The following is an 18,125-nucleotide window of genomic DNA, read 5'->3' on the forward strand; positions in this document are numbered from 1 at the left end:
ATTATTTCTTTCCACCGCTGCTGCCACCGCCTGTAAAACCAGCATCTGCAGAACTAAAAGTATCTACTGCAAATTGACCAGCATTTACAATGAATCCACCGACTTCGCGCTGACCATAAAGAACCGGAACTGGATTGCCTTGTGCGATTGTGGTGACTGCTCCACCAAATCCAAAGTTAGACTTATTTCCATCTTGGTTTTGATCTTGTGCATCAACTTTTGGGGTAAGCATTTGTGCAATACCACCAATGGACATTCCAATACCTGCACCAATCAATGCTGCACCATAAGGAGTTGTTGCTCCAAAAGTAAAATAGCCAGCAACTATCAACACAACCCCTAAAACTAAATTTAGAACCCCACTGTCACCGCCAGCCCCAATGACTTTAGGCACAATCTTGATAACTTTGGCGCCAGTCTCAAAATCAATCTGATCCTCAGAGATATTTTCATCATCTTGAAAAACAGCAAAGGTAAGCCCTTGTTCATGAGCTGTTAGCATGAATTGTTCAAAGCCGGGCACTTGGACTGATAGCGCTTTTACAGCTTCACGGGTGCTTTCAACAGAAAGCTTAAATTCCTTACCAAACTTCTTTCCGAGTACGCCATACAATTTGATCGTTTTAAGCATTCTTATGCCTCACAATTTTGACAACACGCTCTTGCCATTGTTGCCCAAAAATTTCACGCACTGACTTTCGACCATAAGGATGATGTAGGATTAATGGTCCACCAAAACAACTTGTGCTTTCTTCTGACTTTAATTGCCAGTGATCCCCCAACCAGATCACCGCATGATTCGGGTGTTCTGTACGCCCAACATTACACACCAACATGTCACCATACTGAGGTTGACTGACTTCATAAAATCCAGCTGCGTCTAGGTTTTCTAGATAAAGGGATTTGTGATTTTTATCACTCCACCAATCATCTTTACGTTCAAAATCAATCAACTGAATACCTAATTCACGATTATAAAAATCACGAATAATTGAGTAGCAATCTTGATATCCATGATGGTAATCACGACCAATGAGTGGTGCTTTATAACCACATGGCTTATAGACTTGAAAATCTACTTCAGGCCAAGCACAGATCACCCATGGCATTTCATGAAGTTCAATTTGTAATAAATCTAAATCAGAAGCACGTGCAGTAGCATTGGGATGTGAATGTACATAGGCTTGAATCTCACCTTGATCTTCAGCATTTGCCAAGTCTTCATGATGAATTTGAAACTGACCATTTTCAGCGACATTACGGCATGGAATATACACACCAGAAACAATAACCCCGCAACATTCTGCGGGGAAACATTGTTCAGCATGAGATAAAATCGCTGCTTTGAGTTTTTTATTTAATTTCATTTTTACACCATTGAAGATGCAGGGAATCCACCAAAATGAAGCTCGTTCTCTCGGCAACGACAGCCAGATGTTCGATAGTTACATCGATCTAAAGCTGGATTGTCTGTCGATTCATCTTTTTCAGTAAACATTGCAGAACCGATATATCCGCACTCTTCACTTCGATATTCCCAGTTGCAGTAGTTTGAGATTTGCCGTGTAGGAATTTTTAGCCCTTCGAAATCCACTGGATTAGAAAGTTCAAAAGTCACTTGCTGAGCATTTTCAGAAGTCTTTTGTTCAATGAACCAAATCTGCTCGCGCTTCTCACTTGGATTAGCCGTGGCATTACCAGCACTAAAGTTTTCAGCATCAAGATATTTGGCTAATGTGGTAATGACTTTGATCTTTGCACCAGCAAAATCACCAAACTGTAAACAATACGCTGTTACCGCACCTTGAATACCTTTAATATTGTTGGCCATACTTAAAGTTGGTGCTGAAGCCTTGCCATCACTACGCATTTCTAAGCCTGATACTTGCAACGCCATTGGCTCAAAAGTCTGACCATTAAAAATGATATTACGTTGCCAAACTTTTTTATCACCAGGATCAGATCCCTCAGCGATTGAGACAGAATCATTACCAATCGATGAATAAATCTTTTTCCAGTCTTCATAAGAAATATGACCATGGAAACGCAAAACGCCAGCTCCAAGTGTACTGGCGTCTAATTCAAATAGTGTGATTAATCCATCTACATACAGCTTTTGAAAATCACTGTTTAACATTGTCATTCACCACAATATCAAGATCCAAACCTTCCACATCATAAATGGCTTGAATCGATTGAATTGAAACTCCCGACCGGTTCTGCAAAGAAATAATATGGGGGATCAACCAACTTATGAATTGTGCTTCTTTTAATGAGACTCGGCTCGCATCAGGCTCTTTATCCTTTTTTAAACCGATTAAGACATCATCTGTGGCCTTGTTATAATCAATCGACAGATAATCTATTTTTGATCCAAATTCATAGGCTGATGCTTCAATTTTGACTATGAGTGCTGCAGTAAAACTTGCTTCAATGTGTGTAAATTGCTTTGACATTTTTCATGTTCCTTCAAGTAAAAAGCCCCAACGAGTGGGGCGTGAAGTTAATTAGATTTAAGGGTAAAAAACTTGGGTAAAGGTTGTGGAAATAGTCCAGATCATTCCACCTACTTGACTAGGTGTATAGCTTGTATCTGTTTTGACACGTACTTCACCATCCAATGGCGAATTCCATAGAAATGAATCAGCCCCTTTATGTCGATCAAAAAAAGCTTTGATTTGAAGAATCTCTTCCTTGGTAGATGTGAATTTGTATGGCCACTCCCCCTTTTTATTGTTGATGCCTACTGAGATATTCTGTTCGTAGCCATCACCAAATTTTGAAGTCAAAATATTGAAGTTTTGTTTGCCTGAGTTTCCATCTAGATCACATGGATATGTAAATTTTTCATTGCTCATAAATTGCGTCCAATAAAAATCACCATTTGATGGTTCTATATTTATTTACACCCTTCCAAAAACTTCCCGTCCAACGCAAAAATACACTCTACAAAAACAGCTCGATCTATATCACATCCATAAACATCAAAATAACTCTTAATGTCTGCTAGTGTAAGTGAATCATATGATCCACCACCGCTAGGAAAAACAATAAAACGTCGAGCTTTTGAAATTAAATTAAAGGCTTTGATGATATGGTTTGCGGTGTAACTTGGCTCTAATCGCTCAGGTGGTTTTAAGCCTAGCTTTTGATAAACTTCTGCGGTTTTTTCTTCGCACCATTTGATGTTTCTTTGTTCGTAGTGCTTGAGGACTTTCCCACTTCATCAGCAATCTCTTCAGTCTTAGAGTCATGGATCACTTTAGCCTTTTCCATGATGAAGACAATAATTTCAAGTGATTGCTTTGAGCTTGTACAAATCAGCTCTGCATTTTGCGCGCTGTATTCGATCGGCTTTTTATCCTTACCGACTAGCCCAACCCATCCTAACAATAGATGTGATACAGCACGGTTAAAACCTAATTTAGCTTTAACTGCACCTTCATCTGTGACTGCCTTAATGCCTGCAAGCTCTTGCTCAGCCTGAATCCCATTGAGTTCAAGTGAACGCTGAAACGATGGCTTATCAATACTCGCAATGAGTAATTTCACGCCATCTTTAAAATCAAACCATTCTTGAACGTATTCAATGGACTTCTGTTCTTCGATTTCAATTAACATGATTAAGGCCCCGCAACTACAGGAATACGTGTAAGAGTCGGTGCAACATTCGCGACCGTGAACGAAAACTGAGTAGTTAATACATCACCAGCACCACCACTTGGCAAAGGCGCAGATACTTGAACCTTAGGTAGTTTGAGTGTGTATTTATTACCTGCAGTATCTTTCAATGAATATTCAAGGCCGATCGGCTCATTTAAGAATTGTTTTTCATAAAGTTCTGCAGTATTTTTGGACCATGCAATTGTAAAGTTACCACTGCCTTTCATAATGGTTTCTAAGATTGCGGCAATGTTATTTTCATAGTCTAAGCACTTCTGAATTTGCATTGTATTATCAATGGTTAATTCAATCTGAGTGATGCACATTCCTGGTTTCTTTTCACCATCAATAAGGATGTCACCAGTGGATAGGCTTGTTAATGGAACAGCATCCACTGCTGGTGTTACGGTACCAGTCGGTGCAACCTCATAAGCGGTGCGTTTCATTCCCATAATTGCGAATTTAGAAGTCACAATGCCACTATCAGGAATTGATAAAGTCCATTGGTTAATGTGGCAACCAGTGAAAACTTGGAAGTTATCGATATCACTAAAGCCACGAATAATCGAAAGTGTTTTTCGAGTAGTACCACCAAATGTTAAAACATTGCTATTCCAAGCATTGAAGGCGATTAGCTCTAAGACTCCATCTTGAATGCCATAAGCCCATTCAGACTCAATATCGCCTTGTACTTCAACACCTGTCACTAAAGTACCAGCTGCAATTCGTGAATCTTTGATCGTTTGTGATTCGGTGGTTTGTGCTGATGCATCTAAACCATTAGTGGTAAATGCAAATGTATTCCAGGTTGTTGCAATCACACCAGGTGATGCTTCAAAACCAATTCGGGTTAATTGTTTAGCTCCAGAACTCATTAAGTTCTCCTTAATCTAGGCGTAAAAAAACCTCCGTTAAGGAGGTGGATTGATTAATTAAAGGGTTAGATTTGAAATCTAACCCTCCAGTTTTAAACTTGGTTGAGCATGTTCAATAAGCTCGTCTAATTTTTTCAGTATCTGTGGTCTAATTTGTTTTCCTCCAACGCTTAGAATTCTTCCTGCATTGGATAAGGTTTCTTTCCACTGATCAGCAATCAAAGATAATTTTCCAATTTCAATTTGGATGCCATTTAATGTATTGCGTGCTAATTCTTCTTGCTCAATGTAAAACTTGCGGATTTCAAAACCCTTTTCATTTCGTTCCATCATTCCAAGATGCTTTGTCATATCTACAGAAATAATGTATTCAGTTGTTGGACGACCACCTTTTAGGTTTTCGTCTTTTTTGACGAAAACCGTATAATCAAAATTTTCTTCAAATTTGCATTGGTTAATTCGTCGTTTAATCCAATGAGAAAACTCCGCTTTGACTTCTAGCATTTTGTGCAAATCACGGGCATTTACGCCAAGTTGAATTTTTCCATTAAGTTCCACTTCGATAAATGGACTTTTACCTTCAATTTTTACAATCGCATTCATTGTTATGCTCCGACCACTCATAAATAAAAGAAAGCCAACAAGAAGATGCAATGAGTAGTCGAAACGACCATCTTCCTTTCAGGAGCTACCCTAGTTGGCTTGGATGCCATATTTCAGGCATTAAAAAACCTGCCACTAAGGACAGGTTCGTTTAAAAGTAATTCAGGTTTGTTGTGTGATTAAGCTAATTAACTCGAAACTCAGCTCTAACTATCTTTGCATAGAAATTGTCATCATCCATATCTTGTGGCGCATGGACTTTATAGACTTCAAGAAATGAAACACCAAAGGATTGTAAGAAGTCTCTCCATTTAACACATAGATTTGTCATTTCAATCGTGCCTGAATTCTTTGGTGCAAAGCATTGAATTGAAATAGTGCCTATATCTCGAATACAGGGTCTATTTCCAATACCTGCAATCAAACTATCTCCATACTGAATATAAACTTTGCACCAATGTTTATTTGATGGTGGATCAAATGGTTTACCATCTGGAGTTTTCTGATTTTCAATACGAAGATTTGTTTTTTCCACACCACTAAATTGACCTATTCGCTTGTATATCGCCAATTCAGCCTCTGATAAAGTCATCATTTATATCTACTCTTAACTGACTGGAATGTGATTGAATAAATTCCTAGTGGTGCTTGTTCTTTTGAGTGTCCGTTTTCCAATCGGATAGCATAAGGCAGATTATTACTAATGAAGACTCTCATCCCCAATTGAACGCTCAGTATTTTAGCCATTCCATCTGCAATGGTTGCCGTACCTGATTTATCTTTTTTCTGAAAGTCTTTGGTGTAATCCACACTGCCAATTGAAACTCGATGATTGCCTCTAAAGGCCCCTGTATCTACTGGACTTTTAAGCACTACACCTTGAAGCATTGCTGCTGTGATTTTTCTTTGTAATTCTGAGCCATCACGCAAAACTTGGAGTGTGAATTGTGATGGTCTTAATCCATTCCAAGCCATATTTCACCCATAAAAAAACCCACCGAAGTGGGTTAAATATTATTTAACCTTGAAGCAAACATTAATTTCACCACTAACTTGTTTATAGCATGTCCAAATTTTAGTATTTGAATTACTACTTATCACTTTCAATCTTCTATCTAAAAAGTATTTTTCTGCTTCTGTAAGATAGTTCAAATCTTCGCCCATCTCATATTCACAATCTTCACTTTTACACGCTATCGGTTGTTTAATATGGTAAATTTTATCTCTAAAGCTTAATTCAGTGTACTTACTATCTTTATCTGTACCATATACAACAAGACAAGATCTGATTTTATTTTTTCCTGCCGAATCAAAACATTGTCTGTAACGACTTGGATCTTCGAGTGCATACACATTTATAGAAAGTGATAGTAAAGCAAAGAAAAAAATTAATTTCATTGTTAAGATATTTAAGTAATTTGATGATATTAAATATCACAACCATTTTAATTTGCAACTTTCCTCAACTGTAAAACCCAAATACTTCCACTTGGATCTTTACCTACATTCAAAATTTTGAATTGACCACCTGCCACCCAAACATCATCAATCTGAGGCACACCAGTTACTTCATTTTGAAGCACAGTAGCTTTTACATCCTCAACTTGATAATCGATAGGCTTTACCAAATCTCGCTTATATGAGCCAAATACACCACGGCCAGTGTATTGCTCAACGGTCACAGTAGGATAAGTTTGTGTTTCAAAGTCGAAATCACCAGATTGGATTTCTTTGGAACATGTGAAATTTGTGATGGCATCTGCAAGCTTAGTATTAAAGGCTTTAGCCACTTTAGATTGAATATTATATCTCATCCACGATACACCTTGAATGTGAATCCCTTGGGCTTTAGATCCAGCGAATTTATAAATGCTTTGGCAATCTGCTCAAATTCTGAAATTTCACGACTACCCTCTACAAATGACTCTTCAACTTCAACTGTATCGGCCTTTACTCGTTCACTTGTTGTTTGACGAGAAGTACCAGCGTAAATCACACCAGCTTTGATACCTTTAACAATTTCACAAGCAGCATCGATTAAAAGTGGATCGAATGGTTCTGGAACAAAACCAATTTCATTTTTCATCCAAGTATTTGCCAGTAAAACAAGACGAGCTTTATCACCATCTGGTACAAAGTCATTACCCAATTTACGATTTGCGTCATCAACAGTGATAAAGCTCATAACTCACCTATTTAGCTTTTGTAGTTTTCGGTTCTTCTTTGTCCGTTTTATTAGAATTAACTTCCAATTCAGCAATACGGGCTTTCATTGCATCGATGTTATTTTGGAATGCAGTAAATTCACCTTGAGAGTTTTGAAGCTGTTCTAGACAATCCTTTAATTTGTTCTCAGCTTCTTCTAGTCGTTTCTTGTATTCTAAACTTGAGCCAACACCTGAAGCTTGGTTAGACAAATTCGATAATTTAGAATCACCATAGAGTTCGTGTTGTCCATGAATAAAATCAGATTCATTGATTACACGATATCCATCACCATCTTTGATTTGGACTGTATTTAATAAAGTCATTTTTATTTTCCAAAAAAATAAGGGCGATTTCTCGCCCTTTTGGTTAACCTAAAAGTAGTCCGATATGTCGCGGTGCAATAGCTTTGACACCCCAAGCCAAACTGACTTCATAGACAACTTGTTTGTATTGGCGATAAACCGCAATTTCAAATGCCAATCCAGTAACAGGATCTACAATTTGCGTACGATCATCTGCACTATCCCCACCTTCTGGTAAAGCTGGAGTACGTGTTGCTAATGCAATTGCTGATCGTGAAAATGCTAGGTTTGGTACATAATTGTTTCCAACACTAACAGCAGCTTTATCAGCTGGGACTAAAGCTAATCCATGATTAAGGATTAAATTAGAGCCGGCTAAACCACCAGATACATATTGAGTCCCATCACCAGCAAAAGTCACAATATCTCCACCGAGAATTGTTCCAGTTCCTGTGTTTACCTCAATCGACTTATCACCAGCTGATGAAACACCATTTACAAGATATCCAGCACCTGTCCCTTTAGCATGTACACCTACTGCATGAGAGTGGCGAATCGCAAAGTTCATAATACGATCAGTCATACCATTTCGTAGCATGTCATCACGACCAGCTTCATTTACTTTAAATAATCCTGCTTGCTTACCGCGCAAATTACCAATTGCTGCATGACCTAAAACTAATTGCAGGTCATTACGAGGAGCACCATTGTTTTCTAAGATACCTAATGTACCAGCAAAATCAGTCATATCAGCTGCAGTACTGAACGGCGTTTGTCCTGCCGTACCATAAGCAATTGATGCATTTTTATAAGCTTCTAGCCAACAATCTCGTTCGATTTCATTCACAAGAGTACGCATAGCTTGAGCAAAACGATCGGTTTGAATTGCCGCAAAAGTTCCCGCATTCTGTAGTGAACGAGTTTCTTCACCATTCCAACGAATAGGTACATTTCGTGACTTGGTAATTTTAGCCACGATATTATCTACAGTGCCATCACCTGCATCTGGTGCATGCACACCTGGTTTAGTATCTTGTGCTTCTGCAACGGTTGTTACTGGAATTTTGACATCATCACCAACTGCAGCGCGTTCAATACCTGTATCACGTGTAACTGCTGGAATAAATCCAGTAATCTCACGAGAAACAATATCAAGTGCTGCATAAAGCGTTGGCAATAAGCCATTTAAATTATTAGACATTCGCTAATCTCCAAAATTAATTTTCTGTAATTTGTCCGCCATCTTTCATAAATGACTGTTTTTCTGGTGGCGCTAATTGTTCAAAGCTTTGACGTGACATCGCTTTGCCACCCCCTTGTCCGCCTTGACCTGAAAAACCACCACCACCTGCTTGTGAACCTTTTAAAATGGAATCTTTGTGTTGGTATCCACCAATTAAGATTTCTAAAGCTTCATCAAAAGCAGCTTCATCACCATGATTTGTGCGGGAATAAATTTTTTGACCTTTGCCGTCATATGCGACAGGTTTGCCATCTTCGACCTTAAAGCTTTGGCCAAACATGGCTTGAACCATATCAATAGGAACAGCAACTTTTTCTTGAATAAACTTAGAACGAGCAAATCCACCACCGATCAATTCATTATGTAATTGCTGCTGAAATGCATCACGTTCAGTTGTGATTTGACCAAGTTGTGTTTCATAAGTTTGTTTTACTGAATCAATTGCTTCAGTTCGTACCCGTTCTGCTTCACCTGCATCAATCAACTTTTTATCATCAAAGTTTTTGATGGTATTTAGAGCATTTCGGGCTTTTTCAGCATCTAAACCTTCAAATGTTTTTAAACTTGCTTCCGCTTGTTCTTTGGCAATTCGATGATTTTTTGCTTCTGATCCGAGTTCATTAATTTTTGCAATCGCATGTGGTGCATCAAAGGCAATCTCTGTTCCATCTTCATGGAGGTATAAAGGTTTACCTTCTTCATTCACTTCTGCGTAGGTCTTATTTTCGATTTGAATCGTTTTGAGTTTCATAGGTTTCCACCATTTTTAATTAAGCTTCCGCTCGTTTCACCAATCGTTTCCACTTTTGGCAGGCAATAAAAAAGCACCCTTTTGGGTGCTTGTATTAAAATGAATATGCTATTGGGTTTCTTGAGGACCAAACTCTTTTTCACAAAGTTCTTTCAGATCATTCCAATATTTAACAGCATTCGGACCATCAAAAGTTAGATATTTCTCTCCTGAAGCCTCTACATCTTCACTTCTAATGATCTGATCTTCTGAAAGACCAAATTTTTCTTGAAGTCGTTTAATAGTTCTTTCTCTCTCCAACAATAACTCGTCATTCATTAGCTCATCTCTCGTGAATAATTAAGATTAAGTCGTTTAGCAACCATTAGCCATAATTGATGCTCTAGCTCATGTTGGGCAAATCTTATATTGATGAAATCAGTATTAATCATATTCCTAGTTATGTCTAGAGCCTTCGGTTTCAACTCATCAACAGTATTTTGAATTTCCTTAGCAGACGGCCAGAGGTTAGTTTCTTTATTACTAGATATTGCAAATCTCATGTTCTTTGTCACAACCCTCACTTCTGCTAGATTCAATTCAGCCGCAGTCAAAATATCCTCAATTGAGAAGTTTGATCCTTTAGGATGGTTATGTGTGAATGTTGAGTGAGCAACCTTATTCCAAAAATCTGATGAAACTGACACATTATCAGTATCTCCAGCTATCATCTTAATAATTTTGCCATCTTGCGAAATGAATGCACCATATTCCGTTTTTTCACTGCGTATATCATTTTCATATGCAACAGCTTTCTTTCTCGCAGGTGTTGAAACGTCAGGCTTTTGTGTTTTGTTAGGTAAATCATAAAAACTTGATTCATTTTGAGGCTGTTTAAAACTCTTGCCAGTTTTTGAAAATTTGAACACTGACTCAAAGCCTTTTTCATCCAACTTGCGCAATTCATCTAAAGTGAATTTTTGACCAGACAGTGGATCAACAAACTTATCAATTGGAAATCCACCCTCTTTATAGAGTTTGTATTTAACAGGACCTAACCATTCTTTTTGAAAAGCCTCATCTTGCCGATTAAACCAATCTTTATAGGTCGTATTCGCATCAACTTGGCCAATCTTTCCATCTCGCTGATCCTTGGGAATATTTTTAACTGAGCGTTTATCTGCAACAAAAGGTCTCAAACCCTCCAACGTTCCATCTTTCTCACATCCGACCTGAACAGTTCTACAACGGCGGTGATAAGGAGGTTTTTGATGGCCAACGCCAACCAATTGGACACGACCATCTTTTACAGCACATCCAAAACTTGTTCGACCATCTAAAGTTGCGACATCTCTTGTATATTCAAATCCTAAAGCCAACCACGTCTGCAAATAAACATCATTGCTTAAATGTGCTCGGGCTGTACGCACTTCAGCATCAATTGCATTTCGTGATTGATTAAGCAATCCATCTGCATAATTTAGCTTTTTAGTACCTTTTATTCTTTGAATAATTTGTTGATTTGTCTGACCTAAATTCACACCATCACGAATAACATATTCAGCTTTCTTTCGAATACTCTCAGCAACGGTAGGGAAAATATAATCTAATAATTGACCACCTGCATAAGGAGTTTTCTTTGATTTTTTGAGTAAATCAGCTCCATTAATCTTGGGTACTTTTTTACCAGCCAACTTATAGATATATGCTGATTCATAAGAAGCCAAAGCAATCATCGAAATATCAAGAATTTCAGGAAGAACAGTAGAAATTGACTGCTGCCAACCTGCCATGACTCCCTGAATTTCTTTCAATGACGAAGTAGAGTATTTAGCACTAGCTAAACTAGTCTTCTCAGCTTCATTTAAATCATCGAGCAGGTCTCGAAGCTTATTTAACGCTTGGATAGATAAAGCATCGAAACTTTTTAAGATTTCATTGACCGAGGTAGAGGAAAGACGTTGAAGATAAGAATTATGTTGATTTAAGGCATCAAGTATTGCTTGCTCTATCAGTTGATCTTTCATCATCTACACCTTGATATGGCTGATAACCAGCTAATGGCTTACTCATCCGATATTCTTCAATCTTCTTTTCTATCTCTTCCCATTTTGCATCTGAGAATGTTCCAGTTTGCTCATATTGATAAAGAATTTCAGGAGGCAGAAGATCACCTTGGACCATCTCTAAAATCAGTTTTGAACGTTCCACACTGTATTTTTGTTTATTAAAATCTTGAGAAATAACATAGGTCAGCTCATCTGGCTTTATATCGTGATTAGGCAATGCAAATTTGGCACACCAACGTAACGCCATTTGTAATGCTTCGCTGATATTAGACACTGCCAGTGAAACAACTGAATGCTGCAAAGAGTCCTCATTATCTGCTTGTGTAGCAGTTTTATTAGCAGACCCCACCTCAATTAAGCGAGCACCCATTTCTTTCATTTGTACCCATTTATCTGTCATTAATTGCTTGGCCAAGTTATTTTCACTCGCTTGTGAAATTTCAACTTTTGTTGGAAATCCATTGCGAGCACCAATCGCTAACTTGTCCTTTTTAATGATTTCATATTGATCAGGGGTAATATTCGGCATAGAAACAATAGGCTGCCCAACAATGAACCCTGATTCTTCAACATCTGCAGAATTACGATAATGAGCAAGGTTTAAATCAGCCAACTCAAGCAACGGCGGATTATTAATTTCGTCTGTATTATCTATCGCGCCACAAAATGTAAATGGAATATAGTTCCAATGCTTACCGTGATAATCCGTAGGGTAATAAAGCGGTCCAGCTTCAAAAATTTGTTTTTCATTCCGCTCATAAAGCTGTACTGAATAAACAAAATCATCCTGACCTTTCTGCAATCTCAAAACACGGTACTGGGTATCACTTGTACGACCAAATCCATCATCATCAAGCTTTGAAATATTCTCTTCAATCACGACCAAAGATAGTTTTTTCTGATTTCCCACAATGATGAAATCCCAATTAATAACGGATTGAGCTTTCAATGTGTGAATCATTGGGAATGCATTCTTTTGCTTATCTTCAGCCCTATTTCGACTAGGCTCAACTTGTGGGAAATCAACATAAATTCCACAACGATAATGCTTAAAAATCAATCGCAGCATTTGTTGTGAACTTTGGTAAATAGATCGTCCTGCACCATCTGCATTTCGCTCTAAATACTCAAGCTCATCTGGTCTTTTAAAATCAGGCAACTTATTAAATGCTGAGCCAATATGACTAATTAAAGTTCGACCAGTCGCACCATAGAAAACCGCTCGATCTAAATACTCTTTATAACGATCTTCATCCCCATCACCAAAAGTGACAGGCACTGGTAAATATGTTTTACCCTTTTTCTTAATTGCATCCTGACCATCACAAACATCATCAACTTTATTCCAGGTATCGATGTTTTTAATATATTCAGGATGCTTTGAAGTTACACCTGTCATCTTCTTCTTCCAAAAATTGGTATATCGAGAGTTGTTACTGGTTTTGGTTTATTCATCGCTACACCAAACATGCGGAATGCATCAGCACCATGAGAGGTATGATCATGCAGAGGTTTATCTTTCCAACACCCTTTTTTGTCATCCCACTCTTTACGATAGTTTTCTAAGTGAGAAATACCTTCTTCACACTTGGTTTCATCAAACTCACAGTATTTAAGGATCTCACGAGTCTGTTCTATACCATCCATCACACCTATGCTTTCCACTACTTCAAATCGAACGGAATAGATTTCACCATCGATTTCATAACCTTCTTTAGCGATATCTAGACGAGATTTAGCATCACCTGTTAAAGAACGGTTTTTGATGTCGTGTGGTGCGTAGTGTTTTGAATATGTGTAGCCTTTATCTTTCAACACTTTAAAATAATGTCTTAAGCCTTCACCCGAGTTTTCGTAATAATCAATGATTTGATAGCATTCATCAGAAATTTTCCTGATAAACCAAATTGCCATTGAGTCTGAAACGCCTAAATCCCAAAAGGTCATTACTGGCAAATGATCATTACTTGGTAATTCGCCAACTCGACCATTTGCATATAAGAATTTGAATTGCTTCTTGTAATACGCGCCTTCAACTGATTGCTGAAATGCTTCTTCAGGAATACTCGGATATTCTCGTTTAATATCATCACCCAAAGTCTTTTCTTTGGATGCATACCATGACTGTTGTTCAGGTGTAGTGTGAATATTGTGCTTAACTTTTAAATCTGAGAAGTATTCCCTTAATCGTTCCGATATCTCTGTTGCTGGGATTTGATATTCAGAGTTCTTCCACCATGAGAAGAAAAAGAATTTCCACTCTAATGGGTTTAAAGTTTTACCTTGAAGTTTTAACTTTTCAGCGTCTTGGCAATATTGATAGAAATAACCACTGCGTCCTTCTGCAGTACTTTCAAGAGTAATCCGACCACCAAGTGGAACAGCTTCAAATGCACCAGTAACAATCTCTTTTGCTTTATCAGGATGCTTTGCACAAATCTTCCCAAATTCTGAAACATGCAAGCTGTATAGCGTTCCACCACGAAATGAAGTTGAAACAGTAACGGATCCACCTTTCTTGAATACGATTTCACTGGTTGTTTCTTTGATAACTTTATTCGCCTGCTTAACATCATCAGTTAAGCGGTCATAAGCATATTTGGTCTTATTACGAAATAGGCGCTCTGCATCTGGCAAGGTGTGTGCGATCAAAGCACAATGCTTATGATGAAATAACGCTAGATCTAGCTGAATAATGCAAACTTCTGTAGTGAAACCAAGCTGACGAGCTTTAAGAATGACATTTCGGTCATGCATACCATCAAAGTATTCTAACTGCTCAGGTGTCATTTTAAATCTGACACATTTTCCGTTTTTATCTTCTACAAAATAAAGATTATTTAAGCGCCAGAACCGATTTTTAAGGAGTTCTCTTCGTTTATTTGAGAGCATTTTACCTCCTTAAAGATCTTCATCTCCTATCTCATCCATAACATCTGAAATAGTTTTAACTGTAACTAAGCCTGTAAGCTCAACTTTGTCTTTGAAAGCTCCAACACTTACATGCTTACCAATCAGCTCAAGGTTCTTAACCTTGTCAGGCCATTTGATTTTTTTAAGCCAGCCTGATTGTTCACGATCTTCTCCGAAGCCCTCAAATTGCTCAATATTTTCTATATTGGAAACATATTGACGCCAAATTAAAGGCCACTTACCAATTGGTTTGAAGTTGTAAGAGTCATCCATAATGTCTAAAACGTCCATCTGATCTATCTCAACCAAACGTCTTAAAACATAATCTGCATCTACTTGTGTGCGCTCCAGTCTTAAAGCACTTAAATAAGCAACACGTTCTTGAACTTCATCACGTTCAAATGCTCTCCAAGAGGTACTCTTATCTGCATACCCCGCCATTTCACCAGCTTTGGCAATGTTCAAGCACTTTAAGTACTCTTGTGCTAACCGTTCACGGCGGTCATCTTGTAGTGGCTCACTTCCACTCGGAAGGTCAATATCTTCCATAAATGAATCTCCCAATTGATTAACTTCAAATCAAAACTTATAATTATTAATGCAGGAGCAAGGACTTCCCGATGGCTTGATGATTCAATGCACAGGGTTCCTGCCGTTAGGAAAGTGTATTTGCACTCCTATTGACAGAAGCAGTAACCAGCCTGTAGTCAATCGAAAGAACGAAGGACGCCACCCTAAAAAGAATCACGATAACTGTGAAATCTTTATTAGAAGCCCAATTTATGGGCTTTTATTTTTTCTGCATTACTTTCATCGCCCAATAAAAAACCTCCTGGAGGAGGTTTGGATTTTAAGTTTACAACTAACCTACATTTTGAATAATTTCATTTATATAGTCATCATCGTTTTCCCATAAATAATGACACTCAGCAATAGTTAAAAAACTACCATTTAAAGGAATGAACAATTGATATTCAACTATAAAATCATTATGTTCGTTATTTGCATGAAATAGTTTTACAAAATAATCTCTTAATTTTTGTAATCTATCATGTTCATCACGATCATCACGTTCTAATTGATTAATTTTATTAGTGAATGAGCCAGAAACATTTCGTAAAAAATTAGATAAATCAATATCTTTACCAACAATTTCTTTAATTTTAGCACTTAAATTATTTTTACTAAATAATATAACTTCTGGTTTGTTCTGTTTGATAAATTTCAAAAAATTGTCTATATCTGAATTTAAATATATTAAATTTAACTCTTGTTTACTTTCTATTTCTAGGAAAATAGATGATGTATCTTTTTTTAAATCTTCAAATTTCATTTTAAAAAGCCTTAGATAATTAAATCAATAAATCCGCCAAAACATAATTCATCAATTTATTTAAATTTTCAAGTTAGACTTTAGCTCATCTTCTAAATTTCGTATGCACTCATTAATCTGCTTCACTCTCAACTCACACTGATTCTTAAACGCCCAAGTGGAATTGAGATGGTTAAGTGAAAGTATGCGTGCTTTATCTTGTTCGAGTAGTTTTAGATTCTTTTGCGCTTCAACCTTATTCATTCCACTTTCCTCTAGGCATTAAAAACCCTGTCAAATTAATGTCAGGCTTTTTGTCAAAATTTTTTTATTTAAAATCATCTCTTTAATAAAAAAATTTGAATAAAAATGTCTAAGATTTTGACAAATAAAAAGCCCATCCGAAAATGAGCTTATTTAAGTCTAAATTCTAATTACAAACCAAGCAAAGCAATTGCTAAAGGAGATTTATAACTTAATAATGCTGAATTTTTACATGCTAATGAAGCTGTATTGTTATCAAGAATCTTAATCCATGATTCAACTACGCCTTTGATAAAACCCCAGCCAAAAGTTTCGCCTTTACTTTTTAACCATGCTTTTGTTTTATCTTTGAGTGTTTCTTCAATCAAACTGCGTTGAGAACTAGCTGTACCGAAGCCCAAAGACTCTAATACGTTTTTCATTCCAGCAGTAACACCATCAACAATAGAAATAAAAATGCCAAGATTCATAGTACAATTTCGAATTTCATAAAGAATTGTATCTACAATATCTACTACCTCATCTGAAATTTGACTTTCATCAACTGAAATAGAAGTTTTGTAGAGGGCTTTAATTACATCTACATAATGTTGGCGTTCTTCAAGTGTCATTCATTTTCTCCTGACATAAAAAAACCGCCTTTCGGCGGTCATGGTGAATCCATCAAACTATTTGACGGATAAAATTTATTTTTAGTTAATTTTATTTAAACAAAATCTTTGAGCACTACTGCTATCTTTATAATTAAGCTGATTATTGAAACATGTGCAATATTGTCGTGACTTTGTATATTGTACACTCTCAGGAATATTTACTCCTATACATTCCTTTTCAATACCGCCAGTTTGAGATAATGGTAATTCACCTTTAACTAATAAAATAAAAAAACCAATACAAATAAATATAATAAATAGAAATAAATATTTATTTTTCATGATTATCTCAATGCAATTAATTCTAGGTCGATACTACTAAATTCAGCCTATTAATTGAATATAATTTATATACTTTAGACAATAAAAAAGCCCACTAAAAAGTGAGCTTTTTCCATAAAATAGGTTGACTTATAATATAGGTCATCCTATAATAACTTTATCAAGACGAGATGGCAGTCTCAACTTGATGGGTGTAAGTCCTCAAGACTTACGAACTAACAAGGAATCTGGCATGATTAAGTTAGTTATCTTAGTAATTCTACTGTTAATCAGTATGAAAGTCTACTAAGAAAGCCCACCCCGAAAGGGGTGGCACTAACTAACTTAAGAAGTTATCAGGAGTACAGAAAATGGCAAAATCACCTACAGAAATTCAACGTGATAGCGATTCAAAACGAGGCGTAAAAGTTAAATCTTTTAAACTCAAACTTGATGACATCGCATACATTGGACAAGTTGCCAAGAAACATGACTTGAGCCATAACGAATTACTTATGCAAGCGATCCGTTTCTATGATGAAAACGCGGGCAAATAAAAAGCCCACTTTTCAGCGGGCTTCAATGGTAGATTATGCTCGCAACATTTTTTCAGCTCCAGCGGCTAAAAATGCAGATCGAGATTTAAAATGCTTGTCTTTACCCACCTTATCGTCAATTAAACGAATTAATCGACTTGGTAAAGTGACATTGATTTTTTCAGCCTTACCTAGATAACGACTTACATCAACATCAACAACAGCCCAAATAAAGCCTTTAAACTCATCATCATTTAAGTACTTACTTACCTCAGAGGCTAAAGGAATTTCCTCACCATCTTCGGCTAAGATTTCTAAATGACCTGCAATTGCTTCTTTCACATTAGTCAATGCCTCTTCAAAAGTATCACCTGCTGAGAAACATCCTTTAATGTCTGGAACAATCACACCGTAGGCTTCAACATCTGAGCCTTTTTCTACTGCAATTGGATATAACATACTCACCTCTTTTTAGAGAAAATCAAGTCTGGGT

The 18,125-nt window shown here is 37.0% G+C and carries 25 protein-coding genes and 1 pseudogene; 1 reads left to right on the top strand and 25 read right to left on the bottom strand.

Annotated elements, in window-relative coordinates; all coding sequences use genetic code 11:
* Window position 1: 1 nt before the first annotated feature.
* The 24 genes and pseudogenes from AC07WY_RS08895 to AC07WY_RS09010 form a co-directional block, all read right to left on the bottom strand.
* Window positions 2-631, bottom strand: a complete 630-nt coding sequence (locus tag AC07WY_RS08895) for a tail assembly protein (protein WP_494736194.1) — start codon at window positions 629-631, stop codon at window positions 2-4.
* Complete coding sequence (locus tag AC07WY_RS08900) at window positions 624-1,367, bottom strand: C40 family peptidase (protein ID WP_494736195.1); 744 nt, start codon at window positions 1,365-1,367, stop codon at window positions 624-626. The genes AC07WY_RS08895 and AC07WY_RS08900 overlap by 8 nt, the downstream gene beginning before the upstream one ends.
* Window positions 1,368-1,369: 2 nt before the next feature.
* Window positions 1,370-2,137, bottom strand: coding sequence for a phage minor tail protein L (locus AC07WY_RS08905; RefSeq protein WP_494736196.1), 768 nt, complete (start codon window positions 2,135-2,137; stop codon window positions 1,370-1,372).
* Entirely contained in the window at window positions 2,124-2,456 is a 333-nt protein-coding gene (locus AC07WY_RS08910) for a hypothetical protein (protein ID WP_327857634.1), read from the bottom strand. The genes AC07WY_RS08905 and AC07WY_RS08910 overlap by 14 nt, the downstream gene beginning before the upstream one ends.
* A 57-nt stretch (window positions 2,457-2,513) precedes the next feature.
* A complete protein-coding gene (locus AC07WY_RS08915) occupies window positions 2,514-2,858 on the bottom strand; it encodes a phage tail protein (protein WP_287839110.1) in 345 nt (114 codons plus the stop codon).
* Between the two features lie 283 nt (window positions 2,859-3,141).
* On the bottom strand, window positions 3,142-3,621 hold the full coding sequence (locus tag AC07WY_RS08920) for a phage-derived protein YdaY family protein (RefSeq protein WP_494736197.1): 480 nt from the start codon (window positions 3,619-3,621) through the stop codon (window positions 3,142-3,144).
* Window positions 3,622-3,623: 2 nt separating this feature from the next.
* The gene (locus tag AC07WY_RS08925; RefSeq protein ID WP_494736198.1) at window positions 3,624-4,538 is read right to left on the bottom strand and encodes a phage tail tube protein; all 915 of its coding nucleotides are present in this window, start codon (window positions 4,536-4,538) and stop codon (window positions 3,624-3,626) included.
* Between the two features lie 78 nt (window positions 4,539-4,616).
* Entirely contained in the window at window positions 4,617-5,141 is a 525-nt protein-coding gene (locus AC07WY_RS08930; RefSeq protein WP_434278967.1) for an antA/AntB antirepressor family protein, read from the bottom strand.
* Window positions 5,142-5,325: 184 nt separating this feature from the next.
* Complete coding sequence (locus AC07WY_RS08935; RefSeq protein WP_494736199.1) at window positions 5,326-5,736, bottom strand: hypothetical protein; 411 nt, start codon at window positions 5,734-5,736, stop codon at window positions 5,326-5,328.
* Window positions 5,733-6,116 carry a hypothetical protein gene (locus AC07WY_RS08940; protein WP_434278965.1) on the bottom strand — a complete coding sequence of 128 codons (384 nt, stop codon included), beginning with the start codon at window positions 6,114-6,116 and terminating at the stop codon, window positions 5,733-5,735. The genes AC07WY_RS08935 and AC07WY_RS08940 overlap by 4 nt, the downstream gene beginning before the upstream one ends.
* Before the next feature lie 39 nt (window positions 6,117-6,155).
* Complete coding sequence (locus tag AC07WY_RS08945; protein WP_494736200.1) at window positions 6,156-6,539, bottom strand: hypothetical protein; 384 nt, start codon at window positions 6,537-6,539, stop codon at window positions 6,156-6,158.
* A 47-nt stretch (window positions 6,540-6,586) separates the two neighbouring features.
* Window positions 6,587-6,955 (bottom strand): glutamate 5-kinase, encoded by a 369-nt coding sequence (locus AC07WY_RS08950; protein WP_494736201.1) that lies wholly within the window; start codon window positions 6,953-6,955, stop codon window positions 6,587-6,589.
* Window positions 6,952-7,326 carry a hypothetical protein gene (locus AC07WY_RS08955; protein WP_494736202.1) on the bottom strand — a complete coding sequence of 125 codons (375 nt, stop codon included), beginning with the start codon at window positions 7,324-7,326 and terminating at the stop codon, window positions 6,952-6,954. Before AC07WY_RS08955 ends, AC07WY_RS08950 begins: the two co-directional genes overlap by 4 nt.
* A gap of 7 nt (window positions 7,327-7,333) precedes the next feature.
* Window positions 7,334-7,672, bottom strand: coding sequence for a hypothetical protein (locus AC07WY_RS08960; RefSeq protein ID WP_494736203.1), 339 nt, complete (start codon window positions 7,670-7,672; stop codon window positions 7,334-7,336).
* Between the two features lie 43 nt (window positions 7,673-7,715).
* A complete protein-coding gene (locus AC07WY_RS08965) occupies window positions 7,716-8,852 on the bottom strand; it encodes a major capsid protein (protein ID WP_327857645.1) in 1,137 nt (378 codons plus the stop codon).
* A 16-nt stretch (window positions 8,853-8,868) separates the two neighbouring features.
* A complete protein-coding gene (locus AC07WY_RS08970; protein ID WP_303578024.1) occupies window positions 8,869-9,645 on the bottom strand; it encodes a DUF6651 domain-containing protein in 777 nt (258 codons plus the stop codon).
* A 108-nt stretch (window positions 9,646-9,753) separates the two neighbouring features.
* Window positions 9,754-9,963: a hypothetical protein gene (locus AC07WY_RS08975; protein WP_327857647.1), complete on the bottom strand. Its 210-nt coding sequence runs from the start codon at window positions 9,961-9,963 to the stop codon at window positions 9,754-9,756.
* Window positions 9,964-10,550: 587 nt separating this feature from the next.
* Window positions 10,551-11,651: pseudogene (locus AC07WY_RS08980) on the bottom strand (phage head morphogenesis protein); the annotation flags it as partial.
* A complete protein-coding gene (locus tag AC07WY_RS08985) occupies window positions 11,617-13,092 on the bottom strand; it encodes a DUF4055 domain-containing protein (protein WP_494736204.1) in 1,476 nt (491 codons plus the stop codon). The gene AC07WY_RS08985 and the pseudogene AC07WY_RS08980, both read right to left, overlap by 35 nt.
* Window positions 13,089-14,585 carry a terminase large subunit gene (locus AC07WY_RS08990; RefSeq protein WP_464016757.1) on the bottom strand — a complete coding sequence of 499 codons (1,497 nt, stop codon included), beginning with the start codon at window positions 14,583-14,585 and terminating at the stop codon, window positions 13,089-13,091. The genes AC07WY_RS08985 and AC07WY_RS08990 overlap by 4 nt, the downstream gene beginning before the upstream one ends.
* Before the next feature lie 9 nt (window positions 14,586-14,594).
* Window positions 14,595-15,155 carry a terminase small subunit gene (locus tag AC07WY_RS08995; protein WP_494736240.1) on the bottom strand — a complete coding sequence of 187 codons (561 nt, stop codon included), beginning with the start codon at window positions 15,153-15,155 and terminating at the stop codon, window positions 14,595-14,597.
* Window positions 15,156-15,468: 313 nt separating this feature from the next.
* Window positions 15,469-15,939, bottom strand: coding sequence for a hypothetical protein (locus tag AC07WY_RS09000; protein ID WP_494736205.1), 471 nt, complete (start codon window positions 15,937-15,939; stop codon window positions 15,469-15,471).
* A gap of 413 nt (window positions 15,940-16,352) precedes the next feature.
* The gene (locus AC07WY_RS09005; protein ID WP_434278956.1) at window positions 16,353-16,793 is read right to left on the bottom strand and encodes a hypothetical protein; all 441 of its coding nucleotides are present in this window, start codon (window positions 16,791-16,793) and stop codon (window positions 16,353-16,355) included.
* An 81-nt stretch (window positions 16,794-16,874) separates the two neighbouring features.
* On the bottom strand, window positions 16,875-17,117 hold the full coding sequence (locus tag AC07WY_RS09010; protein WP_494736206.1) for a hypothetical protein: 243 nt from the start codon (window positions 17,115-17,117) through the stop codon (window positions 16,875-16,877).
* A gap of 350 nt (window positions 17,118-17,467) precedes the next feature.
* Between AC07WY_RS09010 and AC07WY_RS09015 the strand changes: the two genes are divergently transcribed.
* Complete coding sequence (locus AC07WY_RS09015; RefSeq protein WP_494736207.1) at window positions 17,468-17,653, top strand: hypothetical protein; 186 nt, start codon at window positions 17,468-17,470, stop codon at window positions 17,651-17,653.
* A gap of 33 nt (window positions 17,654-17,686) precedes the next feature.
* On the opposite strand, the gene AC07WY_RS09020 is transcribed toward AC07WY_RS09015, so the two are convergent.
* Entirely contained in the window at window positions 17,687-18,091 is a 405-nt protein-coding gene (locus AC07WY_RS09020) for a type II toxin-antitoxin system HicB family antitoxin (protein WP_224964164.1), read from the bottom strand.
* Window positions 18,092-18,125: the final 34 nt, after the last annotated feature.

The sequence above is a fragment of the Acinetobacter sp. GW821-FHT01C12 genome (assembly GCF_059422625.1).